The organism is Minwuia thermotolerans (assembly GCF_002924445.1).
Lineage (GTDB): Bacteria > Pseudomonadota > Alphaproteobacteria > Minwuiales > Minwuiaceae > Minwuia > Minwuia thermotolerans.
The window spans coordinates 308,947-327,836 of the sequence record NZ_PIGG01000031.1; the positions used below are offsets into that span (position 1 = coordinate 308,947).

An 18,890-nucleotide genomic window follows, 5' to 3' on the forward strand; every position below is an offset into this window, starting at 1 on the left:
ATCGCGCTCGTAATCCGCATCGCATGAAGGATGAGGTTAACAACGCGCCGCCGCCGCGTCAGCCTCTCGAAAGGTTTATGCGGTGACCGCTCAGACCCAGCGGATGAACAGCCAGACCGTGCCGGCTTCGGCGCCCGGCCGCATCTCGATCAGGACCTTCCATGTCCGGCGCAGGGTGAAGACATAGCTGAACAGCTCGCTGACGGAGCGTCCCTGACTGACCTCGCGAAAGCGCCCGTGAAACGCGTCGGTGAACGTGCAGGGCGCAACTTCGCGGAAGAAGCTCCGCCCGATCACCCTTTCGGGCCGCATTTCGGAGAAGCCGGATTCGGTGTCGTTGTATTTCAGCACGCGCCCGCTCTCGTCGAGCAGGACCGCGCCCACCGGCAACTGGTCCAGTTGCGCGTCGTCCATGTGAAGGGCTTCCGCCGGCAGATTGACCCCGTCGATGGTAAAGAACGCCTTCAGACCCTCTACCGAAGGCGCCGGACGCCGGCCCTCGGGCGCCTGGACCCTCCCCGCCGGCAGAACCAGAAACACCGTCGTGCCGATACCGGGCTGACTGTTGACGTAGATATTGCCGCCATGGACCTCGATCAGGGCGCGCGTGATGGGCAGACCGAGCCCCGCGCCCTGGGTCTGACCGTCATAGGCATGGTCGATCCGGCCGAACGGCGCCAGCGCCGTGGGCAGATCGTGGGCGGCGATGCCCCTGCCGGTATCGGTGACGAAAAAGGCGATCCGGCCATCGTCCAGCAGTTCCGCGCCCGCCAGGATCCGACCGCCCGGCTTCATGTACTTGCGCGCGTTCGCGATCAGGTTGACCAGGGCCTGCCGCAACATCCGACGGTCCGCGAAAACGGTGATGTCGGACGGACAGCGCCCGCGATCGACGGATTCTCCACCCGCCTCCGACCTTTCCGAAGTCAGGCGGATCGCCTCATCGATCAGGTCGCCGACCGGGCAGTCCTCCTCGACCATTTCCGTCGACCCGCTCTCGATGCGGGCGAGGTCCAGGATGTCGTTGACGACGGCGAGCAGGTGCCGGCCGGCGAACCGGATATCGTCGACATAGCTCTTGTACTTTTCGTTGCCGAGCGGACCGAACAGTTCCGAGCCGAGCATCTCCGAGAAGCCGATTACGGCGTTGAGCGGCGTGCGCAGTTCGTGACTCATGTTGGCCATGAAGCTCGACTTGGCGGTGTTCGCGACCTCGGCCCTGTCGCGGGCCGTGGCGAGTTCCAGTTCCAGCCGCCGGCGGTCCGTCAGATCCAGCGTCGTGCCGATCAGCCGAACGACGCGCCCGCCATGGCGGAGCGGCGTGAGTACGGTGCGGGCAAAGAAGAATCCGCTCGGCAGCACGATCTCCTCATCGTACCGCTCGACATCCCCGCCCTCGATGCAGCGTCGGTAGTTGCGGGCGACCGCCTCCGCCTGCTGCGGCGAGAGTACCTCTTCCAGCCGCCGGCCGTTCAGTTCGGCCGCATCGATGCCGAAGGCGTTCTCGTAGAAGGCGTTGACGAACTCGATCTCGTAGCCGTTGTCGCGCACCCCGATCACGAATACCGGAATGCCGATCGTATTGAGGAGGCTGGAGAGAAAGCCGACCGGAGTGGTTGCGAGTCCCCCCTCGTCCATTGTCTCGAAACGCACGCTTCACTCCCGGATACGCTGGCCGGCCCCATAGCTATGGGATCAAGCTTAACAGTTGCTTTATCCGCCCGGTCAAGCCACTCCCCCGCGCGTCGTCCGACCGGAATCACGGTGATGGTTCGAATTCGAATCAAATAGAAAAAATTGAGTTTTCCGGGGTCTGGGCGAAAAAGAACGCTGTCGGGCGCCGGGCCGTATCAGTGGCTCCGGCGGATCAGAGTGGGCTTCCGAAGGACAGGCAATCCGGAGCATGACGGGACTGGGGACATGGCGGGAGAATCGGCGAAGCGCTGGCGGCGGTGCACGCCGCGCGCTGTCGGGCGTCACCCGGCGCCTGCTCCGGGCCCGCGACGGCGGCATGGCCGCTCTGGTGGCGGTCGCGCTGCTGCCCATGACCGCCGCCGTCGGGGTTGCCGTCGATTCCAGTCTGGCCATGATCACCCAGTCCCGCCTTGCGCGCGCCCTCGACGCGGCCGCGCTGGCGGCAGGGCGTCTGCCGCGGGGGACCGCCGTCGAGTCCGAGGCACGGCGCTGGTTCGACGCCAATTTTCCGCCCGGTTTCATGGGCGCGACGCTCACCGGGTTCGGCGTGACGACCGATGCCCGCGGTGACTTCGTCACGGCACAGGCCAGCCTGGCACTGCCGACTGTCTTCCTTGGCGTAATCGACATCGACAGCATCGACCTGAACCGGCGCACGGTCGTGGAGCGGATCAACGGCGGCGCAGAGGTCGCGCTGATCATGGACAACACCGGCTCCATGCGCTCGGGCGGCAAGATCGACGCCATGAAGGCGGCGGCCCGGGGGCTGGTGCAGGATCTCTACGGGGAGAACGAGAGCCTGGACGACCTGTGGGTGTCCGTCGTCCCCTATACGGCGACCGTCAATGTGGGCGCCCACCGGCAGGATTGGTTGCGGCTCAACGACCCGGCTCTGTCGGGAGAAAGTCCTTTCCATCCGGGTGCCTGGAAGGGATGCGTCATGGCGCGCGGCGCCGGCGACGATCAGACCGACACGCCGCCGTCTGCCGCGCCGTTCGAGAGCTTCCTCTACCCCAGGGCCGACGACAACGACTGGCCGGAGATCGACGAGCGCAACGATGCGCAGAACAACGGCCGCGGTCCCAACCTGGGCTGCGGGCCGGCGATCACTTCCCTGACCAACCACCGCGACACGGTTCTGGCCGCCATCGACGAGATGCTGCCCTGGCACCGCGGCGGCACCACCGGCAATCTGGGCCTCGCATGGGGCTGGCGCACGATCTCGCCCCGCTGGCGCGGCCTGTGGGGTGGCCCGACGCCGGAGACCATGCCCCTGGCCCGGGGCACGCCGCTCATGGAGAAGGTGGCGATCCTGCTCACCGACGGCCAGAATCAGTTCTATGACTGGCGCGACCACGATGAGAATGACGGCCGCGGGCCGGGCGGCTCCGACTTCACCGCCTATGGCCGGCTGCACGCCTTCGGCTATGGCTCCCTGAACGACGCCCGCCGGGAGGTGGACCGTCGGCTGGCACGCATATGCGACGAGATGAAGGCCGAGGACATCCGCATCTTCACCATCACCTTCGGCACTACACCCGACAGCGGCACTCAAGCGCTCTACCGCGCCTGCGCCAGCCGGCCGGAGAACTATTTCCATTCGCCCGACAACGAGACCCTGGCCAGCGCCTTCGGGGCGATCGGGCGCGAACTGACACGGCCGAGGATCGTCGAATGAACACGCTGGCCCGACTTCTGCGGGACCGCGGCGGGGCCAGTACGGTCGAGTTCGCCCTGATCGCGGGGGTCGCGCTGAGCCTGATGACGACGGTCTTCGAGATTTCGATGATCGGCTTCGCACGGCAGGCGATGGATACAGCGGCGCACCGCGCGGTGCGGCTTGGCGTGACGGGACGCGCGCCCGACGACGGCGCGTGGATCGCGGCGGCCGTCGAGCGGGCCACTGTGGGCATCGTGCCGGCGGACGAGATCCGGGTGACCGCTGCGGCTCACGCCGGCTTCGGCGCGGCCAGGCCGGCCGAGCCGTTCACCGACAGCGACGGTGACGGCGTCCACGATCCTTCGGAGCCGTTCACGGACAACAACGGCAACGGAATCCGCGACGACGGTGCAGGCGTCCCCGGCGCCGGCGGCGCGTCCGAAGTCGTTGTCTACCGTCTGGAACATGTCTGGCGGGCCCTCACGCCGGGGATCGGACGGCTGTTCGAAGGGCGCGTGCTCACCACCACGCTGACGGTGCAGAATGAACCCTTCTGAGCCGATACGCCGCCTGCTGGGCCACCGCGGCGGCAGCGCCGCGCTGGAGTTCGCCCTGGCGCTACCCATCCTGATCGGATTGACGGTGACTGCTTTCGACGCGGGCCGCTATATCCTGCTCAAATCCAGGCTGCAGGACGCCACGTGGACCATGGCGGACGCGGCGACGCGCGCGCTGACGCTCGGTTCGGGAGAGGCGTTGAACATCGTCCAGTCGGGTGAGCGGCTGATGGCGCCTTTCGGCGCCGCCGAACGCAGCCGCTTCATCGCCAGCGGCGTGACCGGCAGCGCCGACGGACCGCCCACCGTGCGCTGGCAGGTGGCCGGCGGCGGCCTGGCGGAAGGCAGCCGGGTCGGCACCTCAGGCGGAACCGCCGAACTGCCCGACGGGGTGAGCCTCGCGCCGGGGGAAAGCGTCGTGATCGTGGAGGGCATCTACAGCCCTGGCGTCACCCTGCCCCTGCAGGAGGATCTGTTCCCCGCGTTCCGTGACATCGCCCTGGCCCGCCCGCGGGTCGGCGAGCTGACGGAGCTGGACTAGAACTTCGGCACGGTCCTACGCAGCATGAACTTCGGTGACGACATCGTCCCAGACGCGTTCCAGCCGGCGCAACGTCTCGACCGCGCCGCGCATCTGCTCGATCGAGTGCATGTCGGCGAACGCGCCGGCATGCAGGTGCTCGCGGCGCTGCATCCTTTCCAGCAGCCGCCGGCCCTTGTCCGAAACGCTGACCATGATCACGCGCTTGTCGAGTTCCGAGCCCCGCTGTTCCACATAGCCGAAATCCAGCAGCTTCTTGACGTTGTAGGTCACGTTCGAACCCAGATAGTAGCCGCGCTCCACCAGCTCGCGGACCATGATCTCGTCATCGCCGATATTCGCGAGCATCAGATACTGCACGCCATTGATGTCGCGGACGCCTTCGGCGATCAGCTCCTTGCGCAGCACGTCGAGAAAGCGGCGGTGCATGCGCTCTATCAGCCGCGTGAGGGACATGTAGTTCTGGACTGGCATCGATCCGCGCTCCATCCGTCCTGCTCTTGATGTATCCATCGCCCTATCCTTGGCGGCTAACGTAAAATTAATGTAAATATGCCAAGGTACTTACGTACTTCGAGACACCGAGGCCCCGAATACCAAAGATGTGGCGAAAATTTGACGCGAATATTTTGTGTAGTGCGCTCGTTGGCGGCTTCCTGCTGACGGGCTGCAGCACGTTCGACGAAACGCCGCCGGCCACGAACGCAGTGGCCGCCTCGCCATCGGGCGAGGTGATCGCCATCGCGGACGAGCTGCGCGCCGGTGGCGACAACCAGGCGGCCGCGGCGCTCTATCTCGGCGAAGTGCGGCGGAATCCGGATGACCTGACTGCGCTGGTCGGACTGGCGGAAAGCCTGCGCCTCGCCGGCGACTGCACCGGCGCCAGCGGCTACTACGACAGGGCTCTGGCGCTATCGCCGGCCGATCCGCAGGCCCTGGCCGGCTATGGCCGCTGCGCCATCGCCCTCGACCGCCCCGAACTCGCCGCCCGCCTGCTCGCGCAGGCCGTCGAAGCTTCGCCGGAGCCCTCGCCCGGTCTGTTCTCGGCGACCGGCGTCGCACACGATCTGATCGGTGACCACGATGCGGCCCAACTATACTATCGCCGCGGCCTGACCGAAACGCCGCAGCCCCGCAGCCTGCTCGCGAACCTGGCGCTGTCACTGGCTCTGCAGGGCCATTTCAGGGAGGCCGGGACGCTGCTCCGCTCCAGGGCGGATGCGCCGGGCGCGACCGCCGGTGAGCGTCAGAACCTGGCGCTTGTGCTGGCGCTTTCGGGCGCGCGCGCAGAGGCGCTGCGCTATGGCCGGATGGACCTCTCGCCCGATGACGCCGCCCGCAATCTGACCGTCATCTCCGAACTGGCGCTCGATCTCTACGGCGCCGACCCCGCTCGGAAGGCGGCGGCGCGGCGGGCCTTGCTGGCGCCGCAGAGCGGCGCCTGAGCCCGGTTCAGAGGTTGTCCATCAGGCGGAAGATCGCCGGCGTCAGGATGACGATGAACAGGGCCGGCAGGATAAAGCAGATCATCGGCACGGTCAGGATTGCCGGCAGGCGCGCCGCCTTCTCCTCGGCGCGCAGCATCCGCTCGTTCCTGAGATCGGCGGCCAGTTCCCGAAGAGCCCTGGCGAACGGCGTGCCGAAGCGAGCGGCCTGACGCAGGGTCTGCACCACGCTCTGCATCGCAGGGAAATCCGCCCGCCGGGCAAGGTTGTCCAGTGCCTGATCGCGCTCCGGCAGCAGCCGGATTTCGGCCGCGGTCATGGCCAGTTCCTCCGCCATGGCGGGCGAGGACGCGATCATCTCCCGGGCAACGCGGTCGATCGCGGCGTTGAGACCCAGCCCGGCCTCGCAGCAGATCACCATGAGATCGAGCGCGTCGGGCAACGCCTCGCCGAGATTCCGCTGCCGGCGGTCGACCAGCCGGTCCAGCACCAGCGAGGGCAGAGCCACGGCAGAGCCGGTGGCGAAGAGCGCCAGCAGGAGGCGCCAGGGATCCGGCACCCGCGGCGTCTCCAGCAGGTACAGGAACAGGATCAGCACCGCGGCGCTGGCCAGCGGAAGCACCAGCTTGGCGACATAGTACACCGCCATCGCCTCGCGTCCGTGCCAGCCGGCGCGCAGCAGGCGAAGCCGCACCGCCTCGGCGTCCCTGGACGTCAGCAGCCGCAAGCGATCGGCCAGCCGTTGCGCGATCCCCAGCAAGCCGCGGCGCAACTGCCCGCGCATCATCGCACGCACACCGGACGGCCGCCCCGCCGCATCCCGGCTGCGTTCGCGCAACCGCGCTTCGAAGTTGCCGACGCGGCGCACGCGGTGAGCGAGTGCGCGGCGCGCCGCCACCTCCCAGGACAGCACACCGGCGACCACGGCGGCCGCCAGCGCGGCCAGCAGCACCGCCAGCAGGCGCAGGTCGAGGCCTGGCGCCAGATTGGCCAGATAGTCGCTCATGTCCGGAACCGGATCATGCGGGCCATGACGATGAAGCCGAACAACATGGATACCAGCGCGAGCGTGACCAGTTTCTGGCCGCGCGGATCGCCGAAGAGCGCATCGACGTATCCCGGACTGACCAGCATCAGCATGCCGCCGACCACGAAAGGCAACCCCCCGATGATCAGGGCCGAGGCCCGCGCCTCGCCCGAAAGCGCCTTGATCTTAAGTTTGAGCTGGCGGCGCTTGCGCAACGTCTCGGCCAGATTCTCCAGGGTATCGGCCAGATTGCCGCCGGTGCGGGCCTGAATGGTCAGACTCATGGCAAAGAAGCTGAATTCCTGGATTCCGATCCGGGCGTCGGCACGCGCCAGCGCCGTCTCCAGCGCCCGGCCGAGCAGCATCTGGTCGACGATGGCGCCGAAGGCCTCGCCGAGAACGCCCCGGTTCTCGGCTGCGGCCGATTTCAGGCACTGACCGAGCGGCAGGCCGGCGCGCAGCCCCCGGACCATCAGGCCGATGGCGTCGGGAAACTTGTCGAGGAACGCGGTCCGCCGCCGCGCCGCCAGGACCTTGAGCGCCGCAAAGGCGAGCAGGACGCCACCTGACGCGGCGAATGCGCCTGCCAGCAAAGGCGGCATGGGAGTCGCGAGCATGAGCAGCGCCGCGGCGACAAGGACCGAGCCACCGAGTTGCAGCGCCAGCCTGAGCGGCGGCTGCCGCAGGCCGGCGCGCACCAGCATCAGGTCGATGGCGCCGTGCCTGGGACCGCGCCTTGCCAGATGGATCGCCCGGACCGCCGCCACGGCCTTCTCCCCGCCCCCGTCACGGGCCATGAGCTTGCGCGCCCGCGCACGGATCGGTCGCCGCGGATCGGCGGCGATGATCGCCGCCAGTGCCAGCAGGGCCGCGAGCCCCAGCGCGGCCGCGCCGAGCAACAGCGGCGCCTGCTCCGCGGTCATGGCGTCATCGCCTCGAGCAACGTCCCGTCGAGGCCGAAATAGGCGGCACGCGGAAGGAAGGCCGGGCGCAGTCCGGTGCTTTCGAAACGGCCCACCAGATTGCCCCCCTCGTCCTCGGCGTCCACCGTGAAGGCGAACAGATCCTGCGTGGTGATGATCTCGCCTTCCATGCCGACCACCTCGCTGAGCTTGGTCACCCGGCGGCGGCCGTCGCGCATGCGGCTGACATGGACGATCAGGTCGACCGCGGCCACGATCTGGCGCCGCACCGCCTCGGTCGGCAGCTTGACGCCGGCCATGGCGACCATGTTCTCCAGCCGGGTCAGCGCCTCGCGCGGGTTGTTGGCGTGGATGGTGGACATGGACCCGTCATGGCCGGTGTTCATGGCCTGCAGCACGTCCAGCGCTTCCTCGCCCCGGATCTCGCCCAGGATTATGCGGTCGGGACGCATGCGCAGCGCATTCTTCACCAGATGCCGCTGCGTGATCTCGCCATTGCCTTCGATATTGGCCGGCCGTGTTTCCAGGCGGACCACGTGCGGCTGCTGAAGCTGCAGTTCGGCGGCGTCCTCGATGGTGACGATACGCTCGCCGCCGTCGATGAGCTGCGAGAGCGCGTTGAGCAGGGTCGTCTTGCCGGAGCCCGTGCCGCCGGCGACGAGGATGTTGAGCCGCGCCCGCGCCGCGATCTTCAGCACCATGGCGAGGTTCCGGGAGACGCTGCCGCTCTCGGCCATGGTGTCGAGGGTGATGCGCTTGGCGGAGAACTTGCGGATGGAGATGGAAGGCCCGTCCAGCGCCAGGGGCGGCGCGATGATGTTGACCCGGCTGCCGTCGGGCAGGCGCGCGTCGACCAGCGGCTGCGCTTCGTCGATGCGGCGTCCGACCCCGCTGGCGATGCGGACGGCGATCTGCATGACATGATCGTTGTCGCGGAAGCGGACGTCGGTCCGCTCCAGCTTGCCGCGCCGCTCGACATAGACCTGGTCGGCACCGTTCACCAGGATATCGGCGATGTCGTCGTCGGCCAGCAGCGGCTCCAGCGGGCCGAGACCCAACATCTCGTCGAGTACCCGGGTCACGAGATCACGCTGTTCGCCGGAGTTCAGCTGGATCTGCTGCTCGACCAGCAGCTCCCCGATCGCGGGGTCGATTTCCCGCGCCAGATCGCCCCGTTCCATGGTCGCGATCCGTGCCGCGTCGATCCGGTCCAGCAGCGCGCCATAGACCGCCGAGAAAGCGGCGCCGACCGGCCCGCTTTCGTCACGGTCGGCCTTGCGCGCCGCGGGGTCGCTTGCGACGGTGTTGACGATGCGGGTCACCAGATCGCGCAGCGCCAGCGCATCGGGCATCCCTGCCCCGCTCCCCAGGCCGTCGATCAGGGCGGCCTCAGCCCGGGCGGCGACCTCCCGGCGCGGCGTGCCCGCCGGCAGTTCCAGTTGCAGCCGGGCCGACACCCGGTCGGCGACCGCCTCAGGGGCATCTCCAGCACCCGTATCCACCAAGGATAGCGCCGGGCCGGCCAACGTAGCGGCCCCGGCCTGCGCCGGCGATATCCTGCGTTTACCGAGCATCGCTTCAGTCGCTCCGCCTGGCGGCCCCGGCCCCGGTCAGGGCCGCACAGAGCGCTCCGAAACCGCGTGCGTGGGGGCTCCGCCGCCCCGACAGCGCCACCATAGGCCGCGCCTTCGCCGAAGCGCGGACAGCGAGCCTGGCGTCCTCCGGAAACACCGCCAGGGGCCTGGCGCCGAAGGCCTTGGCCATCATGGCAGGCTCCAGCTCCTTTTCACCGCCGCGGCGCACCCGGTTGAGCACCAGGTCGACCGGGGCGGACGAGAGGCCGGAGATCATCTCCCTGAGACGGATGGCATCGCGCATGCACCCCAGCGTCGGCTGAGCGACCAGGAAGACCCGCACGGCATCGGCGACAACCGGCGCGAACAGGCCGGTCATCCAGCGCGGCAGGTCGATGACCGTTGTCCCGTGACCTTCGCCGATCTGCCCCAGCAGGGCGGAGAGCGCCTCCGGCGCAACCGCGGGCTGGCCCGGCGCGCCTTCGGGGCCGCCGTAGATCGTCAGGCGCTCGTCGATCTTCAGACCTGCCCGGCTGACCAGCAGCGAGTCGATCCGGTCCGGCGCAGCCAGTGCGGCGGCCAGTCCGAAGGCCGGCTCCCGGTCCAGCAGTAGGGCGGCGTCGCCATAGGACAGGTCGAGGTCGAGCAGCGCCGACGATTCCCGGTCATTCCCCCGGGCCTGGGCCCAGGCGAGGCCGAGCGCCACGGTGGTCGCGCCGACACCGCCACGCACGCCGATGACCACCGCCCGGCGGCCATGCGAGCCATCGCCGGCGGCCGTACCGGCCTCCTCCGTGGAAGTGGAAAGCCGGTCGAGAGCGGCGCGGAATTCCGCCGCACCGAGCGGCAGTGTCAGATAGTCATCGACACCGAGAGCGATCATCCGGCGGTAGAGGGCGATATCGTTCCAGAGGCCCAGCGCGATGACCCTCGTGCCCGGCGCACAATGCTCGGCCAGCCGCTCCAGCCGCTCGAGTGGGACCTCGCAATCGGAAAGATCAACGACCAGAAGTCCCGGGGTCGGCGTCTCCGCCAGCCAGTCGAGCGCATGCCCGCTCGCCCCGGCAACAACCTGCACATCCGCACCGTACCGGTCGGAAAGCGCCGCGCGGACGGCAGCCGCTGCTTCCGGGTCGGCGACGAAGGCGGCCGCCTCGAGCGCGGCCTCCGGACGCCGGATGGCGGTCAGCGCGTTCAATTCAGCACCTGTTCGCGGTCGAGTTCGGCGCGCTCGCCCTTGCGGTGGCGCTCGGCGTCGCGCCAGGCGGCCTCGCCGCGCGGCGGGCCGGCCTCTTTCGGCGCATCAAGGTCGGAAGGCTCGGCCACCATCGCCGCGAGATTGGCGAGCGTGGCGCAGCCGAAATTGCTGCCCGGCCCGTTGGCGTGGCCGATTCGGGTCCGGCTGTAATCGGGACAGGCCGGCACGCTGGTCGTTACCGTGCGCACGTCCAGATGCGCATTCCCGGCTCGCAGCTCGCCGATCAGCGGCGCCAGCCCTTCATTCTCCAGCGCGGCGACGAGCTTGACCGCCCGCGCCTCCTCCCGCCGGTTCATGACGCTGGGCAAGTACAGCGTAAGGCTTCGGTTCGGCAGATCGCGCGCCGCGGCGATGAAGGCATCCAGACGTGCGCGGTCCCGCCGCCAGTCGGCCTCCGTCCCGTCAAGACCGCCGAACTCGAAGCGATGCATATCCCGGTCGATGGCGATTCGCTTCGGCGTCTCCAGGCCGGCATAGATGTCGCCATTTTCGGCGCAGCCGGCAAGCGCGCCGAACAGCGCCACAGCCAGCAGGGGAAGCAGGATCGCGCGGGCGGGCGTCTTGTCGAAGGTCATTCGGTTCCCCTCTATTCGATCGTGAAGCCGGCCGGGCCGATCAGCGCCCGCGCATTCCGGGCTGTCCCGCCGGCGAGATCTCGTCCGCTGTCGCGGCCGATCAGCCGTTCGCGGTCGGACGGGGCCTCGTAGCCTTCGGTCGGGACGGCGACACGCGCCGGGCCGACGGGACGGACCAGATAGGGCGTGACCACGATGACCAGTTCGCTTTCCAGCCGGCGGAAGCTGTCGGAGCGGAACAGGGCGCCCAGAACCGGCAGGTTGCCCAGGCCCGGGAACTTGCTGACGTCCTCGCTGACATCCGACTGCAACAGTCCGGCGACGGCGAGGCTCTGGCCGCTGGCCAGATCCACGGTGGTTTCGGTCCGCCGGGTCGTGAGCGCCGGAATGGTGAAGCCGTCCAGTTCGATCGCGCCGGTGGCGGAGAGTTGCGACACTTCCGGGCGGACATGCAGGTTGATGCGTCCGTCCTCCAGCACCGTCGGCGTGAAGGAAAGCGAGACGCCGAACTTCTTGAACGAGATCGACAGCGTCCCGTCCCCCTGGGGCACCAGGATCGGAAACTCCCCGCCGGCGAGGAAGCTGGCGGTCTCGCCCGACCGCGCGGTCAGGTTCGGCTCGGCCAGCGTGGTGAGAAGCTGATTCGACTCGAGGGCGTCGAAGACCGCGTTCAGGTCGATCGGCCCCAGCGCCAGGCTGGCGAAGATGTTGGCGGCGCCGCCGGTGCGCAGGTTGAGCGCCGTGCCCGCACCCGGCGCCTGACCCGTGGCAATGCCGGCGAGACTGCCGCCCGCCTCGGCGATCAGGTCGCCGTTGAGACCGAAGCGCTTGGTCACTTCCCGCGACATCTCCGCGACCCGGACCCTGAGATTGACCTGCATCGGACGGGTGACGCCGACGCGGTCGATCACCGGCTCGTTCTCCGCCACCAGACTGCGCGCCAGAGCGTTGATATCGCGCGCCTGGGCGCTCGATCCCACCTCGCCCTCGATGACCACGCCGGTACCGGCCGACTGCACGCGGACAGGCGCGTCGCCGGAGATCGTACGAACGGCCTGGTTGATCCGCTCGACATCGTGGGCGACGTGAACCGGACGGCTGTCGATCACCTCGTCGCGGGCGTCCACGGCGAAGAAAGTGGTGCTGCCCGGCTTCCTTCCGAACAGATAGATGAGACGCGGCGACTTGACCTGTACGTCGGCGACCGCCGGATCGGCCACGAACACGGTCGCAGCCGGACGGGAGAGACGAAGCAGCGTGCCGCCGCTCTGCGGAATGGTCAGGGCCGGCCCGTCCGCGCGAAGCACAGCCGAGCCGGCGCCCTGGGCGAAGACGGGTCCTGCAACGGCAACCATCAGCGACGCCACAAGGATGGAAAACACGATACGCATCAGAACTCTACCTCACTCGCTTCGCCGCCACGCATGACGGTAACCCGGCGAACAGGCGATTTTCCCGCCCCGTTCGTTGCCACGCGCTTGTTGAACAGGGGACTGACGTCGCCCGCGACGGTGTAGCCGGCCAGGGGCGACAAGGAGGTTGCATCCGTCTCCGACCCGGCCGTGACCGCACGCAGCGACAGCGACAGGCGGCCGAGCTGCAGCGCCAGCGCGATCTTCTCCGCCTGTTCGGGAGTCACCTCGAGAGTCGCGGTCTTGGAAATGGCCGCATGGCCGTCCTGCTGGACCATCTTCTGATCGATGGCGAGCACCCGCAGGTCGTGCAGCACCGTCTGGCTGGCCAGGCTGTCGCCCCGCTCCCCATCGACGGAGAAGGTCAGGATCAGGTCTACCCTGTCGCCCGGAAAGACGAAGCCCGCCACGCCGGTGGTGGCGTCGATCGGGATGGTGGTCGCCCGGTGACCAGGCGGCAGCACCGCGGCAAGGAAACCACGTTCGCCCGGCCGGATCAGGGCGTCGGGCACGATCGGCAGGCCGGCGGCGATGGCGGTCGGGCTGACCCGGCCCGCGACCTCGGGGGCGCTTTCGCCCGCCCGGACAACATATGTCTCCGTCATGGCGTCCTTCGGCCAGGCCTGCCAGCGTACGTCGTCCGCCTGCAGCAGATCGCCGGCCCGGATCGGCCGGGCGGAGACCAGGACCTCGACGGTCGACGCTGGCTGCGGGACGGTCTGGACCACGGGCGCCGGCGCCGCCGGCGGCGGTGCGCTCAGCGCCGCGTTGGCGAGCCAGGCGGCGCCGCCGGCGGCCGAGAGCGCGACCGCACCGGCGAGGATGAGACGGAAATTCATGAACACGGTCCCTGGTCGGAGGTCACGGGAAAAGGTCCGGTCCCAGCGCCAGGGTCCAGAGCGCGCCGCCGGCGATGGCGACGCCGTACGGCAACGCGCCTTCCATGGCGACGCTGCCGAGCCTGACCGCGCCCAGCCGCTGCAGCACCGCCGCCGCGCCCAGGTGGGCGCCGCGCAGGCGCAACAGGGCCATGACCATCCCCATGATTGCGATCTTGAACAGCAGCGCCGCCAGCAATACCGGCTCGAACCAGAGCGCCGTCCCCGCCAGCAGCTTGACGTCCCCGCCGCCACACCAGCCACGGGCGAAGGCGATGAGGCCGAGAGCAAGAATCGCAAGGGCCGCGGCGAGCGAGCCGGGCCAGTTCGACGTCCAGCCGAGCACTGCGAGATGCAGCGGCCAGAGGGCCGTGATCGCCGCCGGGATGACGTTCGGAATGGTCAGGCGCGCAAGGTCGGACCAGGCCGCCCACCCCAGCAGGAGGGCGAGCACGGCGAACATCATCGGATCGGATTGGAATGGTGTCATGGCGAGGCTCTTCCGGCTGCGCGGGGATCAGATCGGGTCCGCCGCCGGCCGCCGCGTCCACGCAGGAGCGCGGCGGCCGGTCCCGGAAGCCCTGGCCGTTCAGATCACTCGGTGGTCGGCGTCGTTTCGGTCGACGTTGTGTCGCCGGCGGTACCAGTCAGCTCGGTCTGCACGTCGCCGAACAGGGTCTCGAGCGAACCGCCGATGGTCGTCATGGCGGCGACTGCCGCGATGGAGATCAGCCCGGCGATGAGGCCGTATTCGATGGCAGTGGCGCCGGATTCATCCTTCAGGAAGCGTTTGGCGAGGTCTTTCATTTCAGGTCTCCCAGAACCAAGTGTGTGACAGGCGTCATTTTCAGGATCAAGGAGCCGTGCTCAACAGATTTTTATTTAAGGTCTTTTTTTATTATTTTGTATTTATTCAAGAATGAATTCGTTTCGAATTCGAAGAATGGCCGCGCGATGGCGGCGGATGCAGCCGGCGCAAACCGGATGCGGCTTGATGGAAGCGTCCGTCCGTGACCAGAATTTCACCGAGTAACGTTTTGCAGTGGTCCGGCACCGGCTCGGGAGGGGCAGGCATGAAGACATGGAAGATTGTCGGGGCGGCGCTGGTCTTCTGCGCCGCCGTGACGGGCGCGCAGGCGCTGGATGCGCTGGTGGAGCAATCGGATCCCGGCCTGGGATTCGAACCCTATCAGTTCCTCGAGCAGGGCCGGCGCATCGACCTCTCCGGCGGGCGCAGCATCGTGCTGGGTTACCCGGCTTCCTGTGTGCACGAAAGCATCACCGGCGGGCGGATCACGATCGGCGCCCGCCAGAGCGAAGTGGAAGGCGGTGCGGTCGACCGCTCGACCCTTGCCTGCGGCGATCATGTCCGGCTCACGGCTGCCGAACGTCAGGAAAGCGGCGCGAGCGCCTGGCGGGATCCTTTGGCGGCACAGCCCGTGCTGGTCGACAATCTGGCGCCGGTCCTGCTGTTTGCAGAACAGCCCGACATGGTCACCATCGAGCGTACCGACAGGCCAGCCAGTCCCATCCGGTTGAGCCGGCCGGGCCGCGCCCTCGACCTCGTGGAGCGCAATATCGTCCTCGACGCTGGCGGCATCTATGTGGTCAGCGCTGCCGGCCGGACGCTTACGATCGAGATCGACTTCGATGCCGAGGCGGTTGGCGGCCCGGCCCTGACGCGCTTCGTGCGCTTCTGACCGGGTGAAGCCGCTGCGGGATGTCCTTGCCGCCGCCGCCATCGGCGGCCTGGCCACGCTGATCGTTCTGGCGACACCGGCGGCGCCCTGGCTGGGGGGCCTGTCGGCGGATCTGCTGTTCCTTGCGCGTCACGCCACGGGTCTGGAGCCCGAGCCGGCCTCACCCTCGCCGGCCGTGGTCATCGCCATCGACGAGGAGACCTATCGCCGGCCGCCATTCGAAGGGCTGCCGAAGGTCGCCTGGACGCCCCTGCTGGGCGAGGCGATCGCGGCGGCGCTGGATGCGGGCGCAGTCGTGGTCGGACAGGACCTGATCCTGCCGACCAGCCTGGAGAGCCTGGTGCCCGGCAATGACCGCCCCTATCTCGCAGCCCTCGCGCGCGGCGCCGCCGAAGGCCGGATCGTGCTCGGCGCCGTACGCCATCAGGGGGAACGCATCGGCCCGCACCCGGCCCACAGGATGCTGGCGCGCGGTGAGAAGAACATCCGCCTGCTCAACCTGCTGACCGACGCGGATGGCGTGATCCGGCGCGCGCCGGTGGTCTTCGGCGAGCCAGACAGAACCGAGACCGCCTTTGCCGCCGAACTCGTCGGCCGCGCCCTGGGCGTTCGTGCCGAAATTGCCGAAAATCACCTGATCCTCGGTCCGAACCGCCTGCCCCTCGACCCCGAAGGCGGTCTGTTGCTGGATTTCCGGGCCAACCCCCGGGCCGTGCCCGTGCACAGCCTGGCCGACGTGCTGGCCTGCGCGCGCACAGGCCGCACCGGCCATCTGGAGCAGGCCTTCGCCGGCCGCGTCGTCCTCATCGGATCGATGCTGGACTTGGAAGACCGCAAGGTCACCGCCGCACGCTATCTCGGCCGCCGTGACGGGGACGGCTTCGCCGGTCGCTGCGTTCATCCGGTGATGACCTCGGTCTACGGCGACGCCCTCGCGCGCCAGACCATTCCCGGCGTCATGGTTCATGCCCGCGCAGTCAACGACATGATCGCCGGGTCGGCCCTCCGCGCCCTGCCGCCCTGGGGGGCCGGCGCGCTGGTCTTCGCATTCGGCTTCCTGACCGCCTTGCTGGTGCTGAAGGCGCCGGCAGTTCCGGCCGCCGCCGGTGGCGCCGCACTGATGCTGCTGGCCGCGCTCGGGGCGCTCTGGGCCTTCACCGCAGGCGTCGTCACGCCCTGGCTCTCGGCGGAGGCGGCGCTGCTGCTGGCCGGCGGCAGCGGCTATGGCTTTCGCTTCGCCGTCACCGACCGCGACAAGCGCCATCTCAGGCGGACCTTTGCACGCTATCTCAGTCCGGAAGTGGTCGAGGAACTGGCCGCCTCGGGCCGCGCGCCGGAACTGGGCGGCGAGACCCGGGAGGTGACGGTCTGGTTCTCCGATCTGGCCGGCTTCACGAAGATGTCTGAGGCGATGGAGCCGGACGAACTGGTCGAGGCGCTGAACGCCTACCTCTCCATCGTCACCGACGCGATCGTCAGTAACCGGGGCATGATCGACAAGTATATCGGCGACGCCGTCGTCGGTGTCTTCGGCGCGCCGCTGAACGATCCGGAGCATGCCCGTCACGCCGTCGATGCGGCCCGTGAGTGCCATGCGCGTCTGGCCGGGTTCGCCGAAGAGCGGTCCCGGTCGGGCCGGCCCTGGCCGCATACGCGGCTCGGCCTCAACACCGGGCCGGCGCTGGTCGGCAATATCGGCTCGGCGCAACGCTTCGACTACACGGTGATGGGCGACGCCGTGAACCTGGCGGCGCGGCTCGAAAGCCTGAACAAGCGCTATGGCTCGACCGTGCTGATGAGCGGCGCAACCGCCCGGGGCAGCGGCGCGGCGGATCTCCGGCTGATCGACCGCGTCCAGGTGGTCGGCCGCAGCGGACCGACCGATATCTTCGGGCCGACGACCGGTCTCTCGGAAAACCACCTCACCGCCTTCGATGCGGCGCGGCAGGCTCTCGAAGCAGGCGATTTCACCCGCGCCGCCGATGGTTTCGCCCAACTCGGCCCAGCCGATCCGGTCGCGGCCCGCATGGCCGACCACGCCGCCGCGCTGGCCGCCGACCCGCCCGCGGACTGGTCCGGGATCACGGTCCTGGATCAGAAATGACCACTGCGAACTCCCGTCAGTCGGCCTCGTGCAGGCGGACGAAGCGGAGTTCCGGCCCGGGGATCACGATCACCCAGCCGTCATGGCCAGCGACGCTGTCGGAGTCATTCCCGGCGATCCAGTAGCAGCGCGTCTCCTCGCCGAAATAGTGGACAATGCGTATCTCGGAGACTGCGACCATGTCGTTCCGATTCAGCCGCACGGTCTGTTCCCGTCCCCGGTTGTCGCTTTGGTCGCGCGTCGAGATCGCGCCGCATTTCTCGGAAACCTCGAAGACGCCCCCCTGACGGATCTCCAGGCAGTAGGGCGGCGCGGAACCGCTCCCCCTAAGCAGGCCATCGCAGTCGCGAACCCTCACCGCTTCCGCCGGCGGCGTGGACGTCGCGGGCGGGCGCTCCGGCGCAGGCGCCGGATCGACGGCGGCGCTCTCCGTCCGGCGCGGCGGCGTCTCCGGTGCAGCCAGGGCCCGCAGGCGGGCGTCTGCAATGGCGGCGAAGACGCCGTCGGGAAAGCGTCTCTTGTATTCGCGGAACAACCCCGGATCGCCGCTGTCCTTGATGCTCTCCCAGTAGAGGACATCCATCTGGCGGTCGCTCGCCGCAGGCGCTGACGGCGGCGGCGCGGCAGGGCGCGCACGCTCCCCCGCCACGGCGGCCCGGTTGAAGACGAAGTCGCCGATCAGCGAGGACGACGACCAAGGAATCTGCCGTTCCTCGGAGAAGGCGGCAACCCGCTGGCGGACGCGCTTGAACACCGCCTCGATGCTGATTCCCGGCTCCACCATGGCGGCGGCGAGGTGGCGGGTGAAGGGACTGTTCGGGCCATCGCCGTCCATGGCCAGCTGGCCCGGCGCGGTGGCGTAGGCGATGTAGGTGCCTGTCGGCGCCTCCATGCGCGCGAGACCGCGGCTGGCGGAGCGGAAACCCTGCTGGAAGGGATTGTTGCGGCAGGCATCGAGGATGACGATGTTCACCCCGGTATTGGCGTGCTGCATCTGGGCCATGATGCTCTCGGCCTCGATCGCCTCGATGTCGACATCGCCTTCGGCCAGGATCTGCGCCTCCACCGGCAGCAGGTAGTTGCGGCCCGATACCTGGACACCGTGACCGGCGTAGTAGAACAGCGCCACCCCGTCCGGTCCGGCGCGGCGCAGCCAGCGGCCGAAATCGCGCACGCCGCGTTTCATCTCGCGCTGGTCGGCGTCGACCAGTTCGATCACGCGAAAGCCCAGGTCCCTGAGCGTGCCGGCCATCAGCCGGGAATCGTTGACCGGATTCTTCAGTTTGCCCATGGCGCCGTAATCGGCATTGCCGATGACCAGGGCGATCCGCTCCTCGGCGCGTGCCGGAGAGAAAACGCCCAGGGCCAGGGCCAGCGCCAGCAGGAGCGCGGTCCGGGTCGCCGGGCGGATGTCGAACATGTTAGCCAAGGTGCATCCCGACTTCGCCGCTGTGCCGCGCCGTCCGCGGCGGCCTCTCCGTCCCCCGATCGCCCCGAGGCCGCCCAACCTCACGGCGACTGCCGGACACGGCCCGTCCAGC

At 68.8% G+C, this 18,890-nt stretch carries 18 protein-coding genes; 6 read left to right on the forward strand and 12 right to left on the reverse strand.

Features of this window, described 5'->3' with window-relative positions:
* Positions 1-90: 90 nt before the first annotated feature.
* Entirely contained in the window at positions 91-1,653 is a 1,563-nt protein-coding gene (locus CWC60_RS09405) for a PAS domain-containing protein (RefSeq protein ID WP_125182752.1), read from the reverse strand.
* 250 nt (positions 1,654-1,903) lie between these two features.
* Here CWC60_RS09405 and CWC60_RS09410 point away from each other — a divergent pair, with 250 nt between their 5' ends.
* Genes CWC60_RS09410 through CWC60_RS09420 form a run of 3 tightly spaced genes read left to right on the forward strand, consistent with a single transcriptional unit; the run spans position 1,904 to position 4,453 of the window.
* Positions 1,904-3,373: a pilus assembly protein TadG-related protein gene (locus CWC60_RS09410; protein WP_109793730.1), complete on the forward strand. Its 1,470-nt coding sequence runs from the start codon at positions 1,904-1,906 to the stop codon at positions 3,371-3,373.
* Complete coding sequence (locus tag CWC60_RS09415; RefSeq protein ID WP_164516461.1) at positions 3,370-3,912, forward strand: TadE/TadG family type IV pilus assembly protein; 543 nt, start codon at positions 3,370-3,372, stop codon at positions 3,910-3,912. The genes CWC60_RS09410 and CWC60_RS09415 overlap by 4 nt, the downstream gene beginning before the upstream one ends.
* Entirely contained in the window at positions 3,899-4,453 is a 555-nt protein-coding gene (locus CWC60_RS09420; RefSeq protein ID WP_109793732.1) for a TadE/TadG family type IV pilus assembly protein, read from the forward strand. Before CWC60_RS09415 ends, CWC60_RS09420 begins: the two co-directional genes overlap by 14 nt.
* Before the next feature lie 15 nt (positions 4,454-4,468).
* Here the strand turns inward: CWC60_RS09420 and CWC60_RS09425 are convergent, their stop codons facing one another.
* The gene (locus tag CWC60_RS09425) at positions 4,469-4,927 is read right to left on the reverse strand and encodes a MarR family winged helix-turn-helix transcriptional regulator (RefSeq protein ID WP_109793932.1); all 459 of its coding nucleotides are present in this window, start codon (positions 4,925-4,927) and stop codon (positions 4,469-4,471) included.
* Positions 4,928-5,055: 128 nt separating this feature from the next.
* On the opposite strand from CWC60_RS09425, the gene CWC60_RS09430 reads away from it, so the two are divergent.
* Positions 5,056-5,898, forward strand: coding sequence for a tetratricopeptide repeat protein (locus tag CWC60_RS09430; protein WP_109793733.1), 843 nt, complete (start codon positions 5,056-5,058; stop codon positions 5,896-5,898).
* 7 nt (positions 5,899-5,905) lie between these two features.
* On the opposite strand, the gene CWC60_RS09435 is transcribed toward CWC60_RS09430, so the two are convergent.
* The 9 genes from CWC60_RS09435 to CWC60_RS09475 form a co-directional block, all read right to left on the reverse strand.
* Positions 5,906-6,904 (reverse strand): type II secretion system F family protein, encoded by a 999-nt coding sequence (locus CWC60_RS09435; RefSeq protein ID WP_109793734.1) that lies wholly within the window; start codon positions 6,902-6,904, stop codon positions 5,906-5,908.
* Complete coding sequence (locus tag CWC60_RS09440; protein ID WP_109793735.1) at positions 6,901-7,848, reverse strand: type II secretion system F family protein; 948 nt, start codon at positions 7,846-7,848, stop codon at positions 6,901-6,903. The genes CWC60_RS09435 and CWC60_RS09440 overlap by 4 nt, the downstream gene beginning before the upstream one ends.
* Complete coding sequence (locus CWC60_RS09445) at positions 7,845-9,350, reverse strand: TadA family conjugal transfer-associated ATPase (protein ID WP_206419853.1); 1,506 nt, start codon at positions 9,348-9,350, stop codon at positions 7,845-7,847. Before CWC60_RS09445 ends, CWC60_RS09440 begins: the two co-directional genes overlap by 4 nt.
* Positions 9,351-9,426: 76 nt before the next feature.
* A complete protein-coding gene (locus CWC60_RS09450; RefSeq protein ID WP_109793737.1) occupies positions 9,427-10,620 on the reverse strand; it encodes a CpaE/TadZ family protein in 1,194 nt (397 codons plus the stop codon).
* Positions 10,617-11,255 carry a CpaD family pilus assembly lipoprotein gene (locus CWC60_RS09455; RefSeq protein ID WP_109793738.1) on the reverse strand — a complete coding sequence of 213 codons (639 nt, stop codon included), beginning with the start codon at positions 11,253-11,255 and terminating at the stop codon, positions 10,617-10,619. Before CWC60_RS09455 ends, CWC60_RS09450 begins: the two co-directional genes overlap by 4 nt.
* Before the next feature lie 11 nt (positions 11,256-11,266).
* Positions 11,267-12,646: a type II and III secretion system protein family protein gene (locus CWC60_RS09460; RefSeq protein ID WP_109793739.1), complete on the reverse strand. Its 1,380-nt coding sequence runs from the start codon at positions 12,644-12,646 to the stop codon at positions 11,267-11,269.
* Positions 12,646-13,506, reverse strand: coding sequence for a Flp pilus assembly protein CpaB (gene cpaB, locus CWC60_RS09465; RefSeq protein WP_109793740.1), 861 nt, complete (start codon positions 13,504-13,506; stop codon positions 12,646-12,648). The genes CWC60_RS09460 and cpaB overlap by 1 nt, the downstream gene beginning before the upstream one ends.
* 22 nt (positions 13,507-13,528) lie before the next feature.
* Positions 13,529-14,035 carry an A24 family peptidase gene (locus CWC60_RS09470; RefSeq protein ID WP_109793741.1) on the reverse strand — a complete coding sequence of 169 codons (507 nt, stop codon included), beginning with the start codon at positions 14,033-14,035 and terminating at the stop codon, positions 13,529-13,531.
* A gap of 104 nt (positions 14,036-14,139) precedes the next feature.
* Complete coding sequence (locus CWC60_RS09475; protein ID WP_109793742.1) at positions 14,140-14,352, reverse strand: Flp family type IVb pilin; 213 nt, start codon at positions 14,350-14,352, stop codon at positions 14,140-14,142.
* Positions 14,353-14,618: 266 nt separating this feature from the next.
* On the opposite strand from CWC60_RS09475, the gene CWC60_RS09480 reads away from it, so the two are divergent.
* Positions 14,619-15,245, forward strand: coding sequence for a hypothetical protein (locus CWC60_RS09480; protein WP_109793743.1), 627 nt, complete (start codon positions 14,619-14,621; stop codon positions 15,243-15,245).
* A gap of 4 nt (positions 15,246-15,249) precedes the next feature.
* Complete coding sequence (locus tag CWC60_RS09485) at positions 15,250-17,349, forward strand: adenylate/guanylate cyclase domain-containing protein (protein ID WP_109793744.1); 2,100 nt, start codon at positions 15,250-15,252, stop codon at positions 17,347-17,349.
* A gap of 16 nt (positions 17,350-17,365) precedes the next feature.
* On the opposite strand, the gene CWC60_RS09490 is transcribed toward CWC60_RS09485, so the two are convergent.
* Positions 17,366-18,769 carry a caspase family protein gene (locus tag CWC60_RS09490; RefSeq protein ID WP_109793745.1) on the reverse strand — a complete coding sequence of 468 codons (1,404 nt, stop codon included), beginning with the start codon at positions 18,767-18,769 and terminating at the stop codon, positions 17,366-17,368.
* Positions 18,770-18,890 lie beyond the last annotated feature (121 nt).